We start from the raw sequence: 17,077 nt of genomic DNA on the forward strand, positions 1-17,077 counted from the left end.
CCCGCTACTTCAGGCCCGCAGCCGCAGACCGCGCGGCGTTGCGTGGAACCCTGCCTTGGCCAACGCGTCGCCGAACGCCGTATGCCGGACCTGCTCGCCGTCGGCTGTCTCCACACTGAGCTTGCCGAGCTGCCCGTCCCGAATCGCCAACGCCAACGCGTCCACGGCCGGCTGGAGCAAGTCCGGATCCTCGGTGAAACTCAGCACGGTCCGGCCGCCACGCTCGACGTACACGATCAGCTGCCCGTCGACCATCACGACCAACGCGCCCGCCTTCCGGCCCGGACGATGTCCGCCGGCACTCTCTCGCTCAGGCCACGGCAGCGCCGCGCCGTAGGGATTCGCTGGATCGGACGCAGCCAGTACGACGGCCCGCGCGGTGAGTTCCTCGTCCTTGCGGCCGCCTGCCCGGGAGCCGCCAGGGCCGAAGCGCCCCGGTGGACCGAACGGTCCGTCAGGTTTGGTAGGCGTCGGCAGCTCAGCGAGCGCCCGTAGCCGATCGACGGCGCCGGGCAAGGCGAACTGTGCGGCACCCAGCCCGGCGACGAAGTACCCGCGGCGACATCGACCGGACTCCTCGAACGCACTCAGCACCTTGTAGACGGCCGCGAACCCGCCCGGCGTCCGCTCGGTGATCACCGAACCTCGCGTCACGATGCCGTAGCGATCGAGCAGCGTCTCCGCCGCGGCGTGGGCGCGCCTAGTCGCGTCGGAGCTCCGCTCCGGGAGCAACGACCATCGGCCGCCCGCGGTGGGCGGACCACTCCGTGACGGCATCGCGGGACGCCCAGGTCGAAGCGGTCGCCCAGGACGCGCGCGAGGAGTGGAACGACGTGTCCGATGACTGGCTCGGCCGCCGCCGACGAGCGACCGGACCGGCGTGAGGGTGTCGTTCGTCAGATACCCCGCCCACACCAGGTCCCAGAGAACGGTCACCAGCGTCTCGTCCTCAACCACACCCGAGCGAGATCCGACGACGTCGCTCAGTTGCCGGAAGAAGAACGCGCCGCCGCCGGACAACGCGTCGAGGACGGTCTCGTGGGTCTCGCCGAGCTCGAAGGCCGGATCCGGGTCAGGCAACGTCAGGTCGCAGTTGTCCGCGAGATGAAGCGACACCCATCCGTCCGTCCCCGGCAGCGAGCCTGAGCCGGCCCACACCACTTCACCGGTCGCCGTCAACTCGTCCAGCATCGACGGCTGATACCCGGGGACGCGCGACGGCAACACGATCGACTCGAGCGCCGACGCCGGAACCGCGCATCCCGCGAGTTGCTCGACGGCGCCGAGCAGCACGTCATACCCGCGGCCGCGACTGCTCGTGATCCCTTGCCAGGCCGGCAGGAATCGCGCCAGCGCAGACGGATCGACCGGCTCGACCTCCTTCCGCAACGCGGCAAGTGAGCGCCGGCGCAACAGGCGCAGCACCTCGCTGTCGCACCACTCGAGGGCGATCCCGCCCGGCAGGAACTCACCCTCGACGACTCGACCGGCCGCACTCAGCCGACGCAGCGTGTCCGTGACGACGGCGACTCCGATCCCCAGATGCGTCGCGAGATCGATCGCGCGGAACGGTCCGTGCGTCCGCGCATACCGCGACACCAGGTCGCCGAGCGGATCGGCGACCGGCTCGGCGTGTGCCTCCGCGACCCCGGGTGGCAGCGGCACACCGAGGGCATCGCGCAACCGAGCGACGTCCTCGACGACAGCCCATCTGTGCTCGCCCGCGATCCGCACCCGTACGACGCGACGCGCCGCGGCCAGCGACGTCAGCCAGGACTCCGCGTCCGAACCGTCGACGCACCGCTGGGTTGCCTCCGGCAACGACAGCGGGCCGATGATCCGCAGTACGTCGAACAAGCCCTCGGCATCGCGGGCTCGACGATCCTCGGCCAGGCGTTGCAGCTCGGCCTCGGTCCTCAGCACGACCTCCGCGTCGAGCAGCTCTCGCAGCTCGGTCCGCCCGAGCAGCTCCGCCAGCAGGCTCTGGTCCAGCGCGAGCGCGGCGGCGCGCTTCTCCGCGAGCGGGCTGTCGCCCTCGTACATGAAGGCGCCCACATAGCCGAACAGCAACGACTTCGCGAAGGGTGATGCCTCCGGCGTCTCGACCTCCACGACCGAGATCCGGCGCTCTTCGATCCCGGTCAGCAGATCCTTCAACGCCGGCAGGTCGTACACATCCTGGAGGACCTCGCGCAGCGTCTCGAGCACGATCGGGAACGAGCCGAACTTGCTGGCCACACTCAACAGCTGCGACGCGCGCTGCCGCTGCTGCCACAGCGGTGATCGACGTCCCGGGTTGCGGCGTGGCAGCAACAACGCCCGCGCCGCGCACTCCCGGAACCGCGCCGCGAACAAGGCGGATCCGCCGACCTCGTTGGTCACCAGATCCTCGATCTCGGCCGGATCGAACAGGACTAGATCCGCGCCCGGCGGCGCCTCGTCCGTCTCCGGCAGCCGCAGCACGATCCCGTCGTCGCCGGACACCGACTGCGCGTCCATCCCGTACCGATCCCGGAGCCGCGCGGCGATCGCCAGCGCCCACGGACCGTGCACCTGACCGCCGTACGGCGAATGCACGCAGACCCGCCAGTCGCCGAGCTCGTCGCGGAACCGCTCGACGACGATCGTGACGTCGTCAGGCACGCGGCTGGTCGCGTCGCGCTGCTCGGCGAGATACGACACCAGATTGTTCGCGGCGAACTCGTCGAGGCCCGCGGTCCGTGCGCGCTCGACCGCCTTGCTGGCCGGCAACGACGCCATCTTGCGAACGAACGCTCCGGTCGCCGCGCCGAGCTCCGCCGGTCGCCCGACGGCGTCGCCCTTCCAGAACGGCAACCTGCCCGGCTGACCGGGGGCGGGGGAGACGAGCACCCGGTCGTGCGTGATGTCCTCGATCCGCCAGCTCGACGCGCCGAGCGTGAACACGTCGCCGACGCGTGACTCGTACACCATCTCCTCGTCGAGCTCGCCGACCCGATGGTTCGTCGACTCGCCGACCAGGAACACCCCGAACAGCCCGCGGTCCGGGATCGTCCCGCCGCTGGTGACTGCGAGCCGCTGAGCGCCAGGCCGGCCGGAGATCTCACCACTGACTCGGTCGAAAACGATCCGCGGTCGCAACTCCGCGAACTCGTCGGACGGGTAGCGACCGGACAGCATGTCGAGCACGCCGTCGAACGCCGATCTCGGCAGCGTCGCGAACGGGGCGCAGCGTCGCACCAGAGCAAAAAGGTCGTCGACGTCGATGGGCTCGAGCGCGACGATCGAAACGATCTGCTGTGCGAGCACGTCGAGCGGATTCGCGGGGATGTGCAGACTCTCGATCAGCCCGTCCTGCATGCGCTGCACGACGACGGCGGTGTCGATCAGATCGCCGCGGAACTTGGGGAACAGCACGCCGCGGGAGACGGCGCCGACCTGGTGACCGGCGCGTCCGACGCGCTGCAACCCGCTGGCGACCGACGGCGGCGCCTCGACCTGGATGACCAGATCCACGGCGCCCATGTCGATGCCGAGCTCGAGGCTGCTGGTCGCCACGACGCACGGTAGCCGCCCGGACTTCAGGTCGGCTTCGATGAGTGCACGCTGCTCCTTGCTGACCGAGCCGTGGTGGGCCCGCGCGATCAACGGCGGCGCGGCAAGTGATCCGCCTGACTGCGCCATCAGCTGAGCCGGCGAGCCGAGCTCGGGCAGCTCCAGCTCGGCGCGCTCGGCGGCGATCTCGTTCAGCCGGGCTGTCAGGCGCTCGGCGAGGCGGCGCGAGTTCGCGAAGACGATCGTGGAGCTGTGCCGGCTGATCAGGTCGAAGACCTGCTCCTCGACATGCGGCCAGATCGATGCGTGCTGTTGCGGCCCGGCCGCGGACCCTGAGGTCTCCACCTCGGTCGCGGCCAGCTCGGCCATGTCTTCGACGGGGACGACGACACTGAGGTCCCACTGCTTCGTGAACTTGGGCTGCACGACCGTGACCGGTCGCTCGCCGCCGAGGAACCGCGCAACCTCTTCCACCGGTCGCACGGTCGCGGACAGACCGATGCGCTGCGCCGGCTTCGGCAGTAGCGCATCGAGCCGCTCGAGGGTCAGCGCCAGATGTGCACCGCGCTTGGTCCCGGCGACGGCGTGCACCTCGTCGACGATGACGGTCTCGACGCCACGCAGCGACTCCCGGCCTTGCGACGTCAGGAGCAGGAACAACGACTCCGGCGTCGTGATGAGTACGTCGGAGGGCCGCGACGCGAACCGTCGCCGCTCGGCGGCCGGGGTGTCGCCCGATCGCACCGCGACCTCGACGTCGATCGGCGCCTCACCGAGCCGGCGGGCGGTCTCGCGGATGCCGATCAGCGGGGCGCGGAGGTTCCGCTCGACGTCGACGGCGAGGGCCTTCAGCGGTGACACGTAGAGAACCCGGCAGCGCAGCTTCGGGTCGGACGGTGGCGGCGTCGTCGCCAGCCGGTCGAGTGCCCAGAGGAAGGCCGCCAGCGTCTTCCCGGAGCCCGTCGGGGCGACCACCAGCGCGTCCCGGCCCGCGGTGATGGCGTCCCACGCCTCGAGCTGGGCCGGGGTGGCCGCCTCGAAGACGTCGCCGAACCACGCCCGGGTCGCGGGCGAGAACCGGCTCAACGCGGTGGTCTTCTTCACGCCGACCATCTTGCCGGGTCCCGCCGACAGTTTTCACGAACCGTCCGGTCGCCCACCGTGAGCACACGCTTTCCGTCCGATGCACAGCTTGTCCCCTTCGTCTGGAATGATCGACGGCATGATGAACCGCGTACGTGCAGCCCTCGTCGTCGTGGCCTGCCTGGTCGGGCTGACCGGGTGCGTCAAGCTCGACGCCGACCTGAAGGTCGGGTCGAACGAGACGGTCTCGGGGACCATGAAGATCGGGGTGGACAAGCAGCTGCTGCAGTCCAGCGGCCAGTCCCTCGACAAGGTCCGGCAGCAGATCGAGAGCAGCATCAAGTCGGGCGCCACCGAAGGCGTCGAGTGCAAGTCGTACGAGGATGACAAGTACGTCGGCTCGGATTGCTCCTTCAAGAACGTGCCGTTCGACAAGATGGGCAGCTCGAGCGGTGACGGCGTCAGTTTCACCAAGGACGGCGACAAGGTCACGGTGACGGTCAAGGCCAGTAACCTGGGCAGCAACCTGCCGTCCGGTGGCAGCCAGCCGGACGTGAACTTCAAGATCACCATGCCGGGCAAGATCCTCGAGCACGACAGCGGTGCGAATGTCAGCGGCCGGACGGCGACCTACGACAGCATCGACAAGCTGGGGAAGATCTCCCTGACCTCCGAGGCCGGCGGCGGGTTCCCGATGTGGGCCCTGATCCTGATCATCGTGCTCGTGGTGCTCGCGATCGCCGCGGTTGTCTTCTTCATGCTGCGCAGCCGGAAGGCGAAGGGTCCGCAGGGCTACGGCCAGCAGTTCCCGGGGCAGTACCCGGGCCAGCCGGGTCCGTACGGCGGCCAGGGGCAGTACCCGGGGCAGCCCGGATACGGCCAGCAGCAGTACGGCCAGCCCGGACAGCAGTACCCGGGTCAGCCCGGTCAGTACGGCGGGCAGCCGGGCCAGCCAGGTCAGTACGGCGGGCAGCCGGGCCAGTACCCGGGCCAGCCGCAGCAGGGGCAGCCCGGTCAGGGACAGCCGCCGTACGGCGGGCAGCAGCCGGGGCAGCCTGGTCCGCAGCAGTACCCTGGGCAGCCTCAGCAGGGGCAGGGACAGTGGGGCTCGCAGCCGCCGCAGCAGCAGGCTCCCGGTGGTTGGGGTCAGCAGCCTGGACAAGGGCAGCAGCCTGGTCAGCCGCAGCAGGGTTCGCCCTACGGCCAGCAGCCGCCGCAACAGGGCGGGTGGAGTCAGCCCCCGAAGGACGACGACGGGCAGGCATGAGACTGACGGAATTCTGGGCACGGATGGATCACCATCTCGGGCCCGCGTATGCACGGACCTGGGCAGAGACCCAGGTGGTTCAGGAGCTCGACGGCCGCACGGTCGTTGAGGCCCTGGCCGACGGTGAGGCCGCCAAGGTGGTGTGGCGAGCCGTGTGGGCGCACCTCAACCTTCCACCCAGTGAGCGCTGATGCTCAGAGCAACGACTCGAGCCGCCCGCAGCTAGCTGGTCCATCCGGTGCGGGCGGCCCATTCCTCGGCCGGTAGATAGATGAGATCGCAGACCGGGTCCTTCAGGTCGGCGTAGTCGCCGATCTCGAGCCGGAGCGCGGCGGCGTGCTGCTTGAAGACGGCGTACGCGCGTGCCGTCTCCGGATGATTGCGCAGATAATCGCGGAACAGCAGCGCGTACCGCTGGTTGGCCCGGCCAGCGACCCGGATGTGCAAGTTCACCCGGCGGCGGTACATGGGCTCGACCAGCATCCGCTTCACCCAGTGGATGTCGTCCGCGGGCAGCCCCGGCACCGGATGGTCGCGTCGCGGTGGGCGGAGTTCCCAGTCCGCCGCGACCATCCGCTCGGCGACGTCGTCCAGTTCGGGTTCGGTGGCCACCGTCACCTGGATGTCGAGGATGTCCTTGGCCGGCAACCCGGGGACCGAGGTCGAGCCGATGTGATCGATCCGCTGGACCAGTTCGCCGAGCTGTCCACGGATCGCGTGCGCGGTCTTCTCGTACTGCGCGGGCCACGTCTCGTCCGGCTGCACGATGACGATCTCGTTCATGCGCAGATCATCCCAAGCCCGCCCGGGCCTGGGACAGCTTCAGAGAGGTTTGACCCGGAACCCGCTGGTGATGAGCAGGTCCGCGGCCTCGTACGCCGCCTTCTTGATGCCCTTGCGCTCGTCGAAGAAGCCGCCGACCACGCCGACGCCGGGAAGCTTCCCGACGAACCGGGCGCCCAGGCTGCCGCGCGGACGCTCCTCGAACACCTCGCTGAGCCCGCCGAACAGCTTGCTGAGCCGCCAGACCAGCCGCACGCCCTTGCGCAGCCCCATGTCCTTCGACACCTCGTCGAGGCCCAGTTGCTCCGTGACGTCCTTGCCGGCGACCTCCGGGTCGTCGTACTTGAGGACCTCGTCAGGCGTGATCGGGCGGTCGGTGAGGACCCGGATGATGATCGACGTCCGGTCGGCGTGCGCCTCCACGCCGTACTCGCGGCAGACCGCGCCGATCACCATCGCCTGCACCGCCGCGCCGAGGGTGTCCTTCATCGGCAGCCGATCCGCCGCCGCGCCGCTGAGCCGGGGGAGTCCGGCGACGACCGCGGCGAATCCGCCCAGCCGCTCGACCCACCAGTCGCAGCGCTCGGCCAGCGGGAGCGTCGGCCACTCGTCGTGGCCGGGCACCTTCATCTGCAGCAGCCGGTCGATCGCGAGGATCAGCCCCTTCTCGGCCAGGTTGGGCTTCTCCTGGTCGGAGTAGTCGGTCAGGAAGCTGCGGATGCCGAATGGATCCTGCGAGCGGAGCGCGTCGAGCACGATGTCGATCCCGAACTCCACCCGGCTGATCGCGAGGACCACGGCGGAATCGGGTACGTCGGGACGGTCTGTCACGCCCGCAAGAGTAGGGATCGGCCGGGTCAGGATGGTTGCCCGGACAAGCTTCGGCGTGTCAGTTGTGATTCGAACACGTGTTCGGGATACTTTGGTGCTCGGAAGGTGGCCGGGACGGCCGAGTTGTCCACAGATTCGAAGTGGCTGCGAAAACTGTCCGTGGCGGCGAATACCTTCTCTGGCGACAACGAAGTTCCTTCGGGCGGCCGGCCGGCGGCCCCGATTATCAGATGGGTCAGGTGGCAGTCACATGGCGGGTGCAGCGAGTGCGGAGCGCGCGGCGGCCGATCGCGAGAAGGCGCTTGCGACCGCGCTGACGCAGATCGAGCGGCAGTGCGGCAAGGGTGCGGTGATGCGCCTGGGTGAGCAGGGCAAGGCACCGATCGAGATCATCCCGACCGGCTCGATCGCGCTCGACATCGCGCTCGGGATCGGCGGTCTGCCGCGCGGCCGGGTGGTAGAGATCTATGGTCCGGAATCCTCCGGTAAGACCACGGTCGCCCTGCACGCGGTCGCGAACGCCCAGCGGGCCGGTGGGATCGCGGCCTTCATCGACGCCGAGCACGCCCTCGACCCGGAGTATGCGCGGAAGCTCGGCGTCGACACCGACGCGCTGCTGGTCTCGCAGCCCGACTCCGGTGAGCAGGCGCTGGAGATCGCCGACATGCTGGTCCGCTCCGGCGCGATCGACATCGTCGTGATCGACTCGGTGGCCGCGCTGGTGCCCCGCGCCGAGATCGAGGGCGAGATGGGCGACAGCCACGTCGGTCTGCAGGCCCGGCTGATGAGCCAGGCGCTGCGGAAGATGACCGGTGCGGTCAACGGCACCGGGACGACGGCGATCTTCATCAACCAGCTGCGCGAGAAGATCGGCGTCATGTTCGGTTCGCCGGAGACCACGACCGGTGGTCGCGCGCTGAAGTTCTACGCGTCGGTGCGGCTGGACGTGCGCCGGATCGAGTCGCTCAAGGACGGCACGGACGTGGTCGGTAACCGGACCCGCGTCAAGGTCGTGAAGAACAAGGTGGCTCCGCCGTTCAAGCAGGCCGAGTTCGACATCATCTACGGTCAGGGCATCAGCCGCGAGGGCAGCCTGCTCGACCTCGGTGTGGAGCAGGGCTTCGTCCGCAAGGCCGGCGCCTGGTTCACGTATGAGAGCGACCAGCTCGGCCAGGGCCGGGAGAACGCGCGGAACTTCCTGCGTGACAACCCCGATCTGGCCAACGAGCTGGAGAAGAAGATCAAGGAGAAGATGGGCATCGGCCCGACGCTCGACGCCCCGGCCGACGAGGCCGCCAAGGCCGAGGTTGATGTCGACTTCTGATCGCCCCTCCGCGGGCGGCAGCGTCCCCCGGCAGCCACCGGCTGCCGACGACGCTGCCCCCGCGGCGCTGTCTCTACCCCACGACGAACGCCTCGCCCTGGCCCGCAAGCTTCTGGCCGAGGGCGTGACCGGGGCTGCGAACTCCACGGACACAGCGGCCTCCACCGAGCGCCCGTCGTACCGGCGTACGTCGGCTCGCCGGGTGTCCGCGGAGCGTGGCGGCGATGTTGCAGCTGACGAAGGCGACGCTTCGTCCGCAGGCTCGAGGCGAGGAACACGTCGTACGCGAGGTCGTGGCGCGAAGCCTGTCAACGCGTGGGACGACTCCGACGACTTCCTCGACAGCGGGGAGACAGAGCGGAGCACCGGCCGACGCACCAGCTCCATCAGGCGAACTGTCGGCACGGTCGACCCCTGGGACGAGCCGTCGAGCGGCTCAAGCAAACGAGGTCCTCGCCAGACACCCGCGCGGCCCGATTCCGAGCCGCAGGCTCCATCGACCGCCCGACGCAGTACGTCGCGGCGCCATACCGACGCGAATCCGATCGACCCGTGGGGCGACGAGGACGAGCGTCCAGCCCAGACCTTCGAGGCCCAGGCAGCCGCCCGCCAAGCCGAAGCCCAAGCGTTCGCCGAAGACACCCCCACGCCACCCCGCGACTCCCCGGCCTGGCCCAGCAGTTCAGCAACACCCGCGGCCCGGCGTGACTCATCTACCTCGCGCGACACCAGCGAGAAACCGGCCGCCTTCGACCCCTGGGCAGACCCAACCGACGACGCCGCCCCCGCCGAGGACCAACCAAAGCCGACCGCCGCACCCAAGGCCGAGCGCCCCTCGAGCACGGAGGACAGACCCGCGGCCAAGGGGCAGTCAAAGCCACCCATCGCGGCGGACCGCTCGTCGCAGTCTGACGACGCGCTCACCGAAGCTGGCTGGCGTGGCCCGGCCGATGACCCATGGGCAGATCTAGCCAACGCTTCCGGTCACGAGCGGCCGTCAGTCGACTCACCCGCCGAAGACTTCAGGCGAGACGCCGCCGACGGATCCACCGACGAACCTAGCGACGGGTCGGCCGACGAGCTGTGGGCGGATGTCGCTGATGCATCTGCTGGCGAGTCGTCGGATGCCTCTGGGAGTGCCGAATCGCGTGCCACGGCAGACCGGGCGCAGCGGTCCCGCCCCAGCTCGGCCGGTGTCGCGTCCGGCACCTCGGGTACCGACGCATCCAGGAAGACGCCGACGGCAGCGCCTCGTGGGTCTCGCCGCGGCGCGGCCGGTGCGGCGTCTGGCGACCCGGGCGCTGACGCGTCCAGGGAGACGCCGACTGATTCGCGTCCGCATGCGCCGTCCTCGGCGGTTCGTGAGGACTCGATTGCAGCGCTTCGCGAGACGCTCGCTGCAGCGTCTGGTGAGACGTCGTCCGCGGTGCCTCGCGTGGCGTCGGCCGCAGCGTCCGGTGAGGCGCCGGCTCCGGTGTCTCACCGGACTTCGAGTGGGGAGCGGCGGGGTTTGGCGCGGCGCCGGGTTGGTGGTGGGTTTGGGCGGCGTGGGAAGCGGCCCACGGGTGATGAGCCTGAGGGGACGGGGGATCCGCAACTTGATGGGGAAGCGGGTGATCCGTACTCGGTGGCGCGGACGATCCTGCTGGACAAGCTGACCGGACAGCCGCGCACGCGGACCGAGTTGGCTGACCTGCTTGCTGAGCGGGAGATTCCGGAGGAGGTCGCCGACGAGGTGCTGGATCGGTTCACCGAGGTCGGGTTGATCGACGACGCGGCGTTCGCGAACGCGTGGGTGGAGTCGCGGCATCGCGGACGCGGACTGGGCAAGCGTGCACTGGCGCAGGAGCTGCGGCGGCGCGGAGTGGACGACCAGCTGGCGCGGGATGCGCTCGAAGAGCTGGATCCTGAGCAGGAGGAGCAGACGGCTCGCGAGTTGGTACGGCGGAAGATGCGGTCGATGCGTTCGCTGGATCGGCAGGTGGCGATGCGACGGCTGGTTGGCATGCTCGCGCGCAAGGGGTACTCGGGCGGTCTCGCGATGAGCATCGTCAAACAAGAACTCGACGCCGGCCACGACGAGTTCCTACTCCTCGATTCCTCCGGCCTGGAACCCGAGTAACCCGTTCCTGAGGGGCAGACCGGCTGGGGCGGCCGCAGGACTCAGCACCGGGCTGGGCCTGGGCTTGGCGTCGGTGCCGTCCGCTGCTGGGCCGCCGGCTCGAGTGACGCTCAGGCGATGTTGGATTGGCGGGTCCCAGTGTCATGAGCTTGTTGGAGGTGTGGGGATGGGTGGGGTGGTTGTGCGGGCGGGGGTTGTGGGGGATCGGGTGGGGATTCGGCGGTTGTTGGGGGAGTTGCATGGGGAGGGCTCGGCGGGGTCGGTGAGTTTGCCTGTTGTGCGGCAGGATGCGCGGACGTTTGTTGCTGTTGAGGGTGATGACGTGGTGGGGGTCGTGGTGGGGACGTTCGTGGATTACGGGCGTGAGCCGTACGGGATGGTCGAGGAGTTGGTGGTGGCGCCTGAGTGGCGTGGGGTGGGGACTGGCGCGGCATTGCTTGGTGAATGCCGGGCGTGGTTGGCGGCGTCGGGGGCGGAGGTCGTGTTTGTTTCGGCGGTCGATGAGGAGGCTGCCGAGTTCTATGTGCGGGCTGGGTTCAATCGGTGCGTCGGGCCGTGGTTGTGGGCAGGGAGTGGCGCCGGGCGGGAGTAGCGTCGGGCGGTATGACGAGCCTGGGTGATGTGGAGCGGTTGGTCTCGGGGTTGCCGGAGACCGAGGAGGCCACTCGGCATGGGATGCGGACGTGGAAGGTCGGCGGGAAGGCGTACGCGTGGGAGCGGCCGTTCAGCAAGGCGGATGTGAAACGGTTCGGGGACGAGACGCCGCCGGACGGCCCGATTCTTGCGTTGGTGGTCGAGGATCTCGCGGAGAAGGAAGCTGTGCTCGCGGCGCGGGCGGGGGACGGGTTCTTCACGATTCCGCATTTCAATGGGTACGCCGCTGTGCTGGTGCAGCTGGATCGGGTGTCCGAAGCGGTACTCGAGGAGGCGTTGCTCGACGCCTGGTTGGTGCACGCGCCGGCCGAGGTTGCCAAGGCTCATCTCGACGGACGGTAGACGGTCTTCGGCTGTTGTGGGGGTGTCGCGCGAGCCGGTTGTCACGGAGGGTGACGGGGTTCCAGGGGCGGGCTGCGGCGAGGGGCGTTGACGGGTGCGGCGTGACGGTGTGTTATCCGAAGTAGGGCTGGTACTTGGGCCGGTCCGTAGGCTGGGATTTTCCGTCGATCCGCCCCAGACACCGCGGAGGGTGCAATGAACGATTTCCAGGAACAGGCGAAGAACTGGCTCCGGAATGTCGTCAAGCAGAACCCGGACAAGATCAAAGCCGGAGTCGAGAAAGCCGGCGATCTGATCGACAAGCAGACCGGCGGGAAGTACGCGGACAAGGTCGATTCGGCGCAGGAGAAGGTCGGGAGCTTCGTCGACAAGCAGAACGCCGGGGAAGCGCCGGGCCAGGCGGGGGCGGAGCCGGCCGAGACCTCTCAGCCCGCGTCGCAGTCCGGTGAGACGGCGCCCGGATCCACTCCCGGCACGTCGGCCGGATCATCGGCGGGCACGGCTCAGTCGGAAACGTCGGACGGCAGGACGAACAGCTAGCTGAGGCGCAGGCGGCGGGCCTCACAGCGGCACGGGACACGGCCTGCCGCAACTCGAGCGGCGGGACCTGGGGTGCGCAGGTGGTAGGCCCGCGCCCGTTGGTCGGTAGGCGTGAGGCCGCTCGGCCACCAAGGTGAGCGTTGGGGCGGTGGCGGTGAGGCTCGTCGCCGTGCTGGTGGCGGGCCTGCGGCCGCGAATGTGGGGCTGAGCGCCTGTGGCTGCGGTGGTTGCAGTCCCGAGGGAGCCGGTAGCTGGGGGTGTGGAGGAGCAGCCGGGAGACTCGGGGACCGAGGCGGAGGCGGCCGGTTGACCGCGGCGAGTGTTAGGCCGCTGGGAACACGAGCGCTGGGCGGCCTTGCGGCGCGAAGTCGGTCAGGACTGCGGCCGTGGAGGCGGTCAGGACTGCAGTCGCGGAGGCGGGCAGGACCTGCGGTCGCGGAGGCGGGCAGGACCTGCGGTCGCGGAGGTGGTCAGGAGTGCGGACCGGATGTGGGCAGGAATGCGGTCGCGGAGGTGGGCGGGACTGCGGTCGCGGTGGCGGTGGGGGTGTGGTTGGGGCTTGCCCGGTTAAGTGGTGGGGGTAGACCACGGTGGGGAGTGGTCTGGGTGGGATCGGGGTGGGGGGTTGTGAGTGTCCGCCTTGACCGGCGTGGGGGGCGCGCCTAGCCTCGGCATCAGGAAGGGATGAAACCACCGGATCGGTGGCGGGTATAAGTACGGCCGGCTGGTGAAAGGTGCCGATCGGCCGCGAAAACGCAACCACGCTCGACCGAGCTGAAGGAAGGACGACGGCGTTGTGCATCGCCGTCGGAATAGGCGGCACCGCGCGCAAGGCCGGAACGGGATGCGGGCGGAGTCATCGTGGTCTCCGAGGTGTCGTACGGCGACGCACGGTGAGCAGGCGAACGCTGGACGGCTGCGCAGGCAGTCGCTGCGTCGTCGGCGGACGGGGGTCCGCGGGCACGCTGGGCAGCAGCCACGCTGAGGGTAGACGAACAGCGGCTTCACCGTCGGCACGGCCGGACAGGGCAGCACCGGTACCGCCTCAGCCGAGGTGGCGCCGGCACCGCCGTACCCCGGTGACGCCTTACCGAACGGCCGGGCGGCCGAGTGGCTGATCCCTTCGACCGATGGCCACAGTCCCGCGTGGGACTCGAAGGAGAGGGGAGACGCCGATGACCGCGATGTCGGTTGGCCTGGCCCTGATCGGATTGCTGATCGCAGGACTGCTGGCCTGGATCGGCCTGACCCTCTCTCGCCGGAAGGCCGTCGACACCGCACGGCAGGAGATCACCCAGCGCGAGGAGGCGGACCTGGTCCGCCGCCAGGCCGAGGAGGACGCCGCCGTACTGCGGACGCGGGCCGAGGCGGCCGAGCAGCGCGCCGAGGAGATCCGCCGGGCCGCGGAGGACCGGGCGTCGGAGGTACGGCGGGACGCGGAGCAGCGGGCGTCCGACGTCCGCCGGGAGGCCGAGGGGGAGGCGCAGTCGATCCGCGACGACCTGCGCGAGCAGCGGTTGGAGATGGAGCGCCGCGAGCACCGCCTGACCGAACGCGAGGAGCGGCTCGACGAGCAGCACCGCGGCATCGAGGAGCGCCAGACCGAGCTGACCACGCAGCTGGCCGCGCTCGAGCAGCGCAAGCAGGAGATCAAGGACCTCGAGGACGAGCGCCGCCGGATCCTCGAAGGCGTCGCGAACCTGACCACCGAGCAGGCGAAGGCGGAGCTGGTCGCGGCGATCGAGGACGAGGCGAAGCGGCACGCGCACGGCATCGTCCGTGAGATCGAGCGGCAGGCGCTCGACGAGGGTGAGACGAAGGCGCGCAAGATCATCACCGGCGCGGTGCAGCGGCTGGCCTCGGAGCAGACCAGCGAGTCGGTCGTGTCCGTCGTCCATCTGCCGAGCGATGACATGAAGGGCCGGATCATCGGCCGCGAGGGCCGCAACATCCGGTCGTTCGAGCAGACCACCGGCGTGAACCTGATCATCGACGACACCCCGGAAGCGGTGCTGTTGTCCTGCTTCGACCCGGTACGGCGGGAGACGGCGCGGCTGACCCTGGACTCGCTGGTGCTGGACGGCCGGATCCACCCGAGCCGGATCGAGGAGATCTACGAGCGCAGCAAGGGCGAGGTCGCGGAGCTGTGTGAGCGGGCGGCCGAGGACGCGATGGCCGATGTCGGGATCACCGATCTGCACCCGGAGCTGGTCCGGACGATGGGCCTGCTGCGGTACCGGACGTCGTACGGGCAGAACGTGCTGAAGCACCTGGTCGAGTCGGCGCACATCGCCGGGATGATGGCGGCCGAGCTCGGGCTGGATCCGAAGCTGTGCAAGCGCGGCGCGTTCCTGCACGACATCGGCAAGGCGCTCACGCACGAGTCCGAGGGCAGCCACGCGATCGTCGGTGCGGAGCTGGCCCGCAAGTACGGCGAGAACGACGACGTCGTGCACTGCATCGAGGCGCACCACAACGAGGTCGAGGTGCGGACCGTCGAGGCCGTGCTGACGCAGGCGGCGGACGCGGTGAGCGGCGGGCGGCCGGGCGCGCGCCGGGAGTCGCTGGAGGCGTACGTGCAGCGGCTCGAGCGGCTCGAGGAGATCGCGATGCACCACGACGGCGTGGAGAAGGTGTTCGCGATGCAGGCCGGCCGCGAGATCCGGGTGATGGTGCTGCCGGACGCGGTCGACGACATCGCGGCGCAGGTGATGGCCCGCGACATCGCGAAGCAGGTCGAGGAGGAGCTCACCTATCCGGGGCAGATCCGCGTGACCGTGGTTCGCGAGTCCCGGGCGACCGAGGTCGCGAAGTAGTGGATCCCGGCGTGGTGATCGAGCTCGCGACGCGGGCCGACATCGACCGGATGATCGGCGCGCGGGACGGCGAGCCGGCTAGGCAGCACCACATCAGGGCTCGTTGGGAAGTCCAACAGTCGGGCGAGGGTGTCTACCTGATCGCGTGGCGCGACGGCGAGATCGTCGGGCAGACGATGCTGCTGCGGCGGTCGAAGTACGACGAGGTCCACGCCGACGCGGACCCGGCCGAGATCAACGCCCTGCACGCGTACGTGCGGCGGCAGGGCATCGGTACGGCGATCATCCGCGCCGCCGAGGAGATCGCCGCGGGGGAGTGGCACCGGTCGGCGATCGGTCTTGCGGTCGGTCTCGACAACGACCGGGCTCGCGCGCTGTACGGGCGCCTCGGGTACGAGCCGTGGTCAGGTCCGCGGGTCGTGGACCACTGGACCGAGCAGGCGGCGGACGGGACTGTCGTCCGGACGCACAGCGATTCGTGCCAGTACTTGCTGAAGAAGTTCTAGGCGAGGCTGGCCGCTGACGCGGTGAACGTGTTGCACGCCGCCGGCGAGCCCGCGTCGAAGCCGCGACGGGTCCACCGGCTGTGGTTCTTGGCGCTGCCGTGGTCGCGCTGCGTGCCCCACTCGTCGCCGCGATGGCTGATGGTCCAGAGCCAGCGTTCCCGCCACGATCCGCTGACCGGGAAGAAGCTCCGGTCGGCGCCGAGGTAGGCGCCGCTCAGACAGGACGCCTGGAGTTCGATGCGCCGGCTCTCCAGGAGCGGGGCGTCGACGCCGTTCGCGTACGCCGTACGGGTCGCGGAGGCGTCGCTGATGCCGGCCAGGTGCTGGATGTGGTGGCCGTACTCGTGCGCGACGAGATGCGCCATGGTCGTGCGAGCCCAGAGCTTGTTGTACTTGCGGTAGTTGTCGATATCGAACGTGGCGTTCATCGAGATCACGCCGTTGCCGCAGTACGCCGCCGAGTCCTGCACGTCGCACGCGGTGCGGGTCTTGCCGGTGAAGATGTCCAGCCGGGGCGACTCGAAGGTGAAGCCGGCCTTCTCGACGACGGGCTTCCAGACCTTGTCGAGGCACAAGATGTAGGCGGCGTAGTACTTGCGCACGTTGGCGACCGACGTCGGGCGGATCGCGGGCTCCTTGCAGCGTGAGGCGGGGAGCCGGCCCACACGGTAGAGCGGGTTCTGGGCGACGATCCGCAGCTTCGCCGCCAGCATCGCCTTCGTCGAGTCCACTGCGGCCGTCCGTGTCGGGCTGGACGCTGTGGGCGAAGGCACGGGCGACGAAGGGGTGGGCGACGAAACAACAGATGGCGTAGGTGTCGTGCGCGCCGCCAGCGTCGCACCGGCCGTCGGTACGTCGTCACGCCCGCCCGCCTGCCGTACGACGACCACAGCGGCCACGACGACAGCGACAACGACAGCGGCGACGATCCCAACCCGCGAATTCACGGGCGGCAGCCTAGCCGGGCGCGGGGATCAGTGGCGCTTCTGATCCCGCAGATGCGTCGGCGTCACGTCGATCGGGTCGTCGGCGACGGGCCGCGGCGGATCGGTGCGGTACTGCCGCTCGACGTCCGGGTCCATGACCGCGGGCTCGCCGCGCGGACGCCGGTTGGCGAGGCGGTACGACAGCCAGATCCCGGCCGCGCCGCCGAGCATGATGATGATGCCGAGCGCCGTCAGGTTGAACGTCTCGGACGTGTCCCGGACGGCGAACGCGATGACGGCGCCGATCACGACGAGTGCGATTCCGGCCCCGATCCGCATAAACAGCTCC

General features: G+C 69.7%; 14 protein-coding genes. 9 read left to right on the forward strand and 5 right to left on the reverse strand.

Going from position 1 to position 17,077, the window contains the following annotated elements:
• Nucleotides 1–9: 9 nt before the first annotated feature.
• Nucleotides 10–4,647 (reverse strand): ATP-dependent helicase, encoded by a 4,638-nt coding sequence (locus AB0I12_RS24260; protein WP_359933619.1) that lies wholly within the window; start codon nt 4,645–4,647, stop codon nt 10–12.
• A gap of 109 nt (nt 4,648–4,756) precedes the next feature.
• On the opposite strand from AB0I12_RS24260, the gene AB0I12_RS24265 reads away from it, so the two are divergent.
• The gene (locus tag AB0I12_RS24265) at nt 4,757–5,884 is read left to right on the forward strand and encodes a hypothetical protein (protein WP_359933621.1); all 1,128 of its coding nucleotides are present in this window, start codon (nt 4,757–4,759) and stop codon (nt 5,882–5,884) included.
• Nucleotides 5,881–6,075, forward strand: coding sequence for a DUF3046 domain-containing protein (locus tag AB0I12_RS24270; protein ID WP_355690102.1), 195 nt, complete (start codon nt 5,881–5,883; stop codon nt 6,073–6,075). Before AB0I12_RS24265 ends, AB0I12_RS24270 begins: the two co-directional genes overlap by 4 nt.
• 31 nt (nt 6,076–6,106) lie before the next feature.
• Here AB0I12_RS24270 and AB0I12_RS24275 read toward each other — a convergent pair whose 3' ends face one another.
• Complete coding sequence (locus tag AB0I12_RS24275) at nt 6,107–6,667, reverse strand: GrpB family protein (RefSeq protein ID WP_359933623.1); 561 nt, start codon at nt 6,665–6,667, stop codon at nt 6,107–6,109.
• A 39-nt stretch (nt 6,668–6,706) separates the two neighbouring features.
• Nucleotides 6,707–7,498, reverse strand: a complete 792-nt coding sequence (locus tag AB0I12_RS24280) for a hypothetical protein (RefSeq protein WP_359933625.1) — start codon at nt 7,496–7,498, stop codon at nt 6,707–6,709.
• A 250-nt stretch (nt 7,499–7,748) separates the two neighbouring features.
• On the opposite strand from AB0I12_RS24280, the gene recA reads away from it, so the two are divergent.
• From recA to AB0I12_RS24315, 7 genes are all read left to right on the forward strand, one after another.
• Nucleotides 7,749–8,822, forward strand: a complete 1,074-nt coding sequence (gene recA / locus AB0I12_RS24285) for a recombinase RecA (RefSeq protein WP_359933627.1) — start codon at nt 7,749–7,751, stop codon at nt 8,820–8,822.
• Between the two features lie 1,627 nt (nt 8,823–10,449).
• Nucleotides 10,450–10,944 carry a regulatory protein RecX gene (locus tag AB0I12_RS24290; protein WP_359933629.1) on the forward strand — a complete coding sequence of 165 codons (495 nt, stop codon included), beginning with the start codon at nt 10,450–10,452 and terminating at the stop codon, nt 10,942–10,944.
• Nucleotides 10,945–11,110: 166 nt separating this feature from the next.
• Complete coding sequence (locus AB0I12_RS24295; protein WP_359933631.1) at nt 11,111–11,536, forward strand: GNAT family N-acetyltransferase; 426 nt, start codon at nt 11,111–11,113, stop codon at nt 11,534–11,536.
• 11 nt (nt 11,537–11,547) lie between these two features.
• Nucleotides 11,548–11,940 (forward strand): MmcQ/YjbR family DNA-binding protein, encoded by a 393-nt coding sequence (locus AB0I12_RS24300; RefSeq protein ID WP_359933633.1) that lies wholly within the window; start codon nt 11,548–11,550, stop codon nt 11,938–11,940.
• Nucleotides 11,941–12,135: 195 nt separating this feature from the next.
• Nucleotides 12,136–12,480 (forward strand): antitoxin, encoded by a 345-nt coding sequence (locus AB0I12_RS24305; protein ID WP_359933635.1) that lies wholly within the window; start codon nt 12,136–12,138, stop codon nt 12,478–12,480.
• Nucleotides 12,481–13,655: 1,175 nt separating this feature from the next.
• Nucleotides 13,656–15,296, forward strand: a complete 1,641-nt coding sequence (gene rny, locus AB0I12_RS24310) for a ribonuclease Y (RefSeq protein ID WP_359933637.1) — start codon at nt 13,656–13,658, stop codon at nt 15,294–15,296.
• Nucleotides 15,297–15,307: 11 nt separating this feature from the next.
• Nucleotides 15,308–15,802 (forward strand): GNAT family N-acetyltransferase, encoded by a 495-nt coding sequence (locus AB0I12_RS24315; protein WP_359933639.1) that lies wholly within the window; start codon nt 15,308–15,310, stop codon nt 15,800–15,802.
• Here AB0I12_RS24315 and AB0I12_RS24320 read toward each other — a convergent pair.
• Together AB0I12_RS24320 and AB0I12_RS24325 are read right to left on the reverse strand one after the other, a co-directional pair.
• Nucleotides 15,799–16,749 carry a neutral zinc metallopeptidase gene (locus AB0I12_RS24320; protein ID WP_359933641.1) on the reverse strand — a complete coding sequence of 317 codons (951 nt, stop codon included), beginning with the start codon at nt 16,747–16,749 and terminating at the stop codon, nt 15,799–15,801. The genes AB0I12_RS24315 and AB0I12_RS24320 overlap by 4 nt on opposite strands.
• Nucleotides 16,750–16,776: 27 nt before the next feature.
• Nucleotides 16,777–17,067 (reverse strand): hypothetical protein, encoded by a 291-nt coding sequence (locus AB0I12_RS24325; protein WP_359933643.1) that lies wholly within the window; start codon nt 17,065–17,067, stop codon nt 16,777–16,779.
• Between the last annotated feature and the right edge of the window lie 10 nt (nt 17,068–17,077).

It is taken from the genome of Kribbella sp. NPDC050459 (genome assembly GCF_040655315.1).
Taxonomy (GTDB): domain Bacteria; phylum Actinomycetota; class Actinomycetes; order Propionibacteriales; family Kribbellaceae; genus Kribbella.

Bases quoted from the DNA above. Each gene is read 5' to 3' on its own strand.
- AB0I12_RS24265 (WP_359933621.1), top strand. From the start codon at position 4,757: ATGATGAACCGCGTACGTGCAGCCCTCGTCGTCGTGGCCTGCCTGGTC.
- rny (WP_359933637.1), top strand. From the start codon at position 13,656: ATGACCGCGATGTCGGTTGGCCTGGCCCTGATCGGATTGCTGATCGCA.
- AB0I12_RS24275 (WP_359933623.1), bottom strand. From the start codon at position 6,667: ATGAACGAGATCGTCATCGTGCAGCCGGACGAGACGTGGCCCGCGCAG.
- AB0I12_RS24295 (WP_359933631.1), top strand. From the start codon at position 11,111: ATGGGTGGGGTGGTTGTGCGGGCGGGGGTTGTGGGGGATCGGGTGGGG.
- AB0I12_RS24300 (WP_359933633.1), top strand. From the start codon at position 11,548: ATGACGAGCCTGGGTGATGTGGAGCGGTTGGTCTCGGGGTTGCCGGAG.
- AB0I12_RS24260 (WP_359933619.1), bottom strand. From the start codon at position 4,647: ATGGTCGGCGTGAAGAAGACCACCGCGTTGAGCCGGTTCTCGCCCGCG.
- AB0I12_RS24270 (WP_355690102.1), top strand. From the start codon at position 5,881: ATGAGACTGACGGAATTCTGGGCACGGATGGATCACCATCTCGGGCCC.
- AB0I12_RS24305 (WP_359933635.1), top strand. From the start codon at position 12,136: ATGAACGATTTCCAGGAACAGGCGAAGAACTGGCTCCGGAATGTCGTC.
- recA (WP_359933627.1), top strand. From the start codon at position 7,749: ATGGCGGGTGCAGCGAGTGCGGAGCGCGCGGCGGCCGATCGCGAGAAG.
- AB0I12_RS24325 (WP_359933643.1), bottom strand. From the start codon at position 17,067: ATGCGGATCGGGGCCGGAATCGCACTCGTCGTGATCGGCGCCGTCATC.